The sequence below is a fragment of the Desulfobacterales bacterium genome, assembly GCA_021647905.1.
Taxonomy (GTDB): Bacteria; Desulfobacterota; Desulfobulbia; order Desulfobulbales; family BM004; genus JAKITW01.
This window is the reverse complement of sequence record JAKITW010000112.1, coordinates 1-4,865: the sequence shown is the minus strand read 5'-3', so window position 1 is coordinate 4,865 and position 4,865 is coordinate 1. Positions and strand designations below refer to the sequence as shown.

General features: G+C 59.6%; 4 protein-coding genes. All 4 read right to left on the bottom strand.

Annotated features, from left to right (window positions below; all coding sequences use genetic code 11):
* Window positions 1-194: 194 nt before the first annotated feature.
* A complete protein-coding gene (locus L3J03_12135) occupies window positions 195-1,022 on the bottom strand; it encodes an SDR family oxidoreductase (protein ID MCF6291729.1) in 828 nt (275 codons plus the stop codon).
* Window positions 1,023-1,024: 2 nt separating this feature from the next.
* Window positions 1,025-1,777, bottom strand: a complete 753-nt coding sequence (locus L3J03_12130; protein ID MCF6291728.1) for a 4Fe-4S ferredoxin — start codon at window positions 1,775-1,777, stop codon at window positions 1,025-1,027.
* A gap of 106 nt (window positions 1,778-1,883) precedes the next feature.
* Window positions 1,884-2,615, bottom strand: coding sequence for an HD domain-containing protein (locus tag L3J03_12125; GenBank protein ID MCF6291727.1), 732 nt, complete (start codon window positions 2,613-2,615; stop codon window positions 1,884-1,886).
* 239 nt (window positions 2,616-2,854) lie between these two features.
* Complete coding sequence (hcp, locus tag L3J03_12120; GenBank protein ID MCF6291726.1) at window positions 2,855-4,510, bottom strand: hydroxylamine reductase; 1,656 nt, start codon at window positions 4,508-4,510, stop codon at window positions 2,855-2,857.
* Window positions 4,511-4,865 lie beyond the last annotated feature (355 nt).

Below are 4,865 nucleotides of genomic sequence, written 5' to 3'. Positions count from 1 at the left end.
TCTCGATCACGTTTACGTTCACGAGTACGTTCACGAGCACGAAGTAAAAAAACTCTTCCCTTCCAACCGGATTCCATTGGAAGTGATAAATCTACCCGCCTGAAGGCGGGGGCTTTAACCTTAACTGGGACCAGTAAATACACGCGAGTAGTTGACCAGCCCTGCCTCCCCGGCCGGGCTTTTTTTATTGTTTTCTACACCACCCCGTCCGGCATGGGCGCCACCGGTTCGCCGCCCAGGAGGTAGCCGCCGTCCATCCGCAGAACAGTACCGGTCATAAAGGTGGCGTCCCGGACCAGAAAGAGCACCGCGGCCACGACCTCTTGAACGGTTGCGGTCCGGCCCAGCAGGGTATGGTCGAGCAATGCTTTTTTCTCCCTGTCGCTGAGCAGGTCCCAGCCCCGGGTTCCCTGGGCATGACGGGTCTCGGTCAGGCCGAGCATCAACTCGTTTACCCGCACCGCGGGCCCCGCCTGCCGGGCCCAGGTCTCGGTAAAAGAGGAGATCGCCCGGTTGGCCGCTGCATAGCCGTCATTGAACAGGAGCCCGGCCGGCCCGGCCCGGCCGATCATCCCGGCCATGGAGGACAGGGTGACCACCGCCCCCTGCCTCGCCTTTTTCAACAGCGGCAGGGTCTCATGAAATACCAGCCATTTGGCCTTGACAGTGGTGGCAAACTCAAGCTCCCACTGGTCCCGGTTCACCTCCCGGTCATAACCGCCATGGACCACCGGCATCCCGCCCCGCTCGATATTATTGATCAGGATATCAAGGACGCTGAATTGTTTGCTGATCCGATCGACAAGCGCGGCCACCTGGTCCGGCTGGCGCAGATCGACCTTGACGGCAAGATGATCGCCGTCAAGCCGGGCAAGTTCCTCTTGCAGCCGGGCCCCGTCCCCGGGCCGGTCAAAGTGGGTGCAGACCACCGTGGCGCCGGCCTCGGCCAGGGCCAGGGCGATCGCCTTGCCGATGCCCCGGGCCGCGCCCAGCACCAGGGCGATCCTGCCCCTGATCTCCATCCTTACCAGTTCTCCTGGCGGAGGATCCCGCCCCTGGTGCTGATCACGGTCTCGCGCACCGGGATATCCCGGCCGGACCGCTTGCGCGCCTCCCTGACGATCTCCTTCATCCCGCCGCAGCAGGGCACCTCCATGATCACCAGGTTAATGGTCTTTATCCCGGCGGTTTTAAAGACCTCGGTAAACTTGTCCACATAGCCGTTGGGATCGTCGAACTTGGGACAGCCGATCATCACCGCGCGGCCGGACAGGAATCCGGCATGGAAATCAGCATGGGCCACTGGAACGCAGTCCGCGGCCACCAGCAGGTCGGCGCCCTTTAGAAACGGGGCCGTGGGCGGGACCAGCCGGATCTGCACCGGCCAATGGTTCAGGGCCGAGCCGCTTCCGGAAGGCGTGGTAAAAAGGGGCTGGTTAGCAATATCACAGGGCGTGACCGGGGTAAAGGTCTGCATCCGGGCCGATGGGCAGCCAGGGTTTCCTTCCTCCCCTGCGGCAGCCTCCTGTTTTTTGCTTTGCAGCAATTCCTCAACCGCCTGCTCGTCAAAATCATCAACCTCGCGCTCGACCAGGGTCAAGGCCCCGGTGGGGCATTCGCCCAGACAGGCGCCCAAGCCGTCGCAGTACTTCTCCGCCATCAGGGTCGCCTTGCCGTTGACAATCTCCAGGGCCGCCTCGGCACAACCCGGCACGCACTGGCCGCAGCCGTCGCATAACTCTTCATCGATCCGGATAATTTTTCGTAATACTTTCATTGTGTTTCTCCATAGTAAAACTCAGGGGGCAGGGTGCAGGGGGCTTAGTGCCTGGTGCTTAGTGCTTGGTGCTTAGTGCCTGGTTCACTGTCCACGGTCATCTGTCCTACGCCTTCAACAAAATCTTCCGGGCCAGGTCCCGGCCCGTTTCGGTGAGAAACGATTTTTCCACGAGTTTGGCCAGATGCGCGTCAGGTGTTGGTTTTTCCTTCTGCTTGTCCTCCAGGTTGACGATCAGGTCAGCGTCGTAAAGGGCCTTGAAATTGACCGTCTCCTCCTTGCGGGGATGATGATGATGGCCGATGATGTCGCATACCTCGTCGATCAGCCCGGGTTCGGCCCCGAGCCGGGTGAGGATCTCCCGGGCCACTGGCGGACCCTCCTGGTGCTGGTACCTGGGCGCCGAACTGTCATACTTGCGCTCCGCCTCCCTGATCCCGATATCGTGGAGATAGCCGGCCGCCGCCACCACCGCCGGATGGGCCTGCTCGGCCGCGCCGATCTGCGTGGCGTAGCGGGCCACCTTGGCGGCATGACTGATCCGGCGGAAATCATCGCCAAAATATTTTTTCATCTCAACCGGAACCTGTTCCAGGATCTGTTCCTGTTTTCTGGCCAGCAGTTCCGGCGGCAGCGAGCCCAGGCACTGCTCGGCATAGGGGCAGTAGGAGGCGCAGCCGAAATCGATCTTCGGGTTCATGGTCCGGTGACCGCAATTGGTACATTTGCGGACGCTGTCATCCTTGAAAAACTCGATCTCATGGCCGCACTCGGGACAGGAGGTCTCAAAAACCGCGGCCCCGTCCCAATAGCGACTATCCTGTCCCGGGCATTGCATGGTATCGCTCCTTGTGCATCCTGTTTCAAGATCAACCCGGTCAGGGAGCGATCCCGATCGGATCGCTCCCTGGGCCGTTATCAGATTATACAATAATACCGATTAGATGGGTAGACAAATCAAGCCTGTAGCCTTAACCGGCTAAAAGTTCTTCAGGGGCGACAATGGATGAGGACTTTAATACCTCTCCAGAAACCATAGGCGTTCACCAGTGCTGCAGATGTGGTGCTGGTGGGCGCCTACTTGGCCGGCGTTGCCCAGTTGTCACCCAGTATCGCCTGCAGATCTTCCTCCGGGGTGGCGGCGATCGGCTTGATCGCAAAATTCTTCACCAGCACGTCAAGGACGTTGGGGGTGATGAATGCCGGCAGGCTCGGTCCCAGGCGGATATCCTTGATCCCCAGGGAGAACAGGGTCAACAGGATGGCCACCGCCTTCTGCTCGTACCAGGAGAGTACCATGGAGAGCGGCAGATCGTTGACATCGCAGTCAAAGGCATTGGCCAGGGCCACCGCGATCTGGATGGCGGAGTAGGCGTCATTGCACTGTCCCACGTCCAGAAGCCGGGGGATGCCGCCGATATCGCCGAGTTGCTTGTCAAAGAAACGGAACTTGCCGCAGGCCAGGGTGAGCACCATGCAGTCTGCCGGCACCTTTTCGACAAACTCGGTGTAGTAGTTGCGGCCCGGCTTGGCGCCGTCGCAGCCGGCCACCAGGAAGAAATGACGGATGTCCTTGTTCTTGACCGCCTCGATAATCTTGTCAGCCACTGACAACACCGCGTTGCGGGCAAAACCGACCATTACCGAGCCCTTGTCAGTATCAGCCGGGAAACCGTCCAGGACCAGGGCCCGCTCAATCACCGGGCTGAAATCCTTGTCCCGGACATGGGCGACCCCGGGCCAGCCCACCAGACCGGTGGTGAACAGATTGGCGCTGTAGGTATCCCTGGGTTTCTGGATACAGTTGGTGGTCATCAGGATGGCGCCGGGAAAGGCGGCAAACTCCTTGGCCTGGTTCTGCCAGGCAGTACCGTAATGGCCATGGAAATGGTCATGCTTCTTCAGCTCGGGATAGCCGTGGCAGGGCAGCATCTCACCGTGGGTGTAGACGTTGATCCCCTTGCCCGCGGTCTGCTCAAGGATCATGGCCAGATCCTTCAAGTCATGGCCCGAGACCAGGATCGCCTTGCCCGCCCTGGCGCCCAGCGGCACCGAGGTGGGCACCGGATGGCCGTAGGTGGAGGTATTGCCCGCATCGAGCAGTTCCATGGCCCGCAGGTTGACCTCACCGCATTTCAGGACCATGGCGACCCACTCGTCCAGGCCCATGTCAGTGCGGAGCATGGCGGCCAGGGCCTCCTGGATAAAGGCATAAACCGTCTCATCCTCCCGGCCCATGATCTTGGCATGGTCGGCATAGGCGGCCACGCCCTTGAGCCCGTAGAGCAGGACCTGCTTCAGGGAAACGATATCCTCGTTCTCGCCCTCATACCGGCTTTTCCCGCAAGCCTCGCCCTGGGCCACCAGCCCGGCCATGTCGGCTGCCGGGATAAAAACGGCGGCGGGATCGGCAAAATCGACCTTGCCGCCAGCGGCTGCGACCTTCTGCTTCAAGGAATCCCGCAGATCCGCGCAATGGTTGATCAGACCGGCGAAACGGTCGGCATCGAAATTTACATTGGTCAGGGTGGAGAAGATGCCCTCGCAGGTGAACAGATCCACCTCCGGGTCAACCACCCCTGCCTTGCGGCCTGCCACCGCATAAAGAGACAACCCCTGCAGGCCATGGATCAACAGATCCTGCAGGGCCGCCACGTCCGGTTTCTTGCCGCAGACACCGATCTTGGTACATGCGCCGTCCTTGCCTACCTGCTCACATTGATTGCAAAACATAATTTGTCCTCCTGGTTTTTTTTTAGAAAAAGGGTATCGTTCAGCTCAACTGTTCGTTACGCTTGCGGACAACTTCCCGCATCTGGTGTGCAACAGGATAGCGGAACCAGGAAGGAGCAACCTTGATCCAGGTCAATTCTGAATTTTTTTTCGAACTTTTTTTAATGGCGTTTACCGGAGAGACTTAATCAGGAATCGAATAACACTCGATTTGACGAACCGGAACACGTAAGGTTTCGGTAAACCCCGTACGTTTGAGGTTGGACCGGGAAAGGGGTTTTCTTATAGCGAACGGTGTAGCGGACCCTGAGCCGCGGCCGTGACGGCAAAAGCGGAATTTGAAACAACTTCGGCA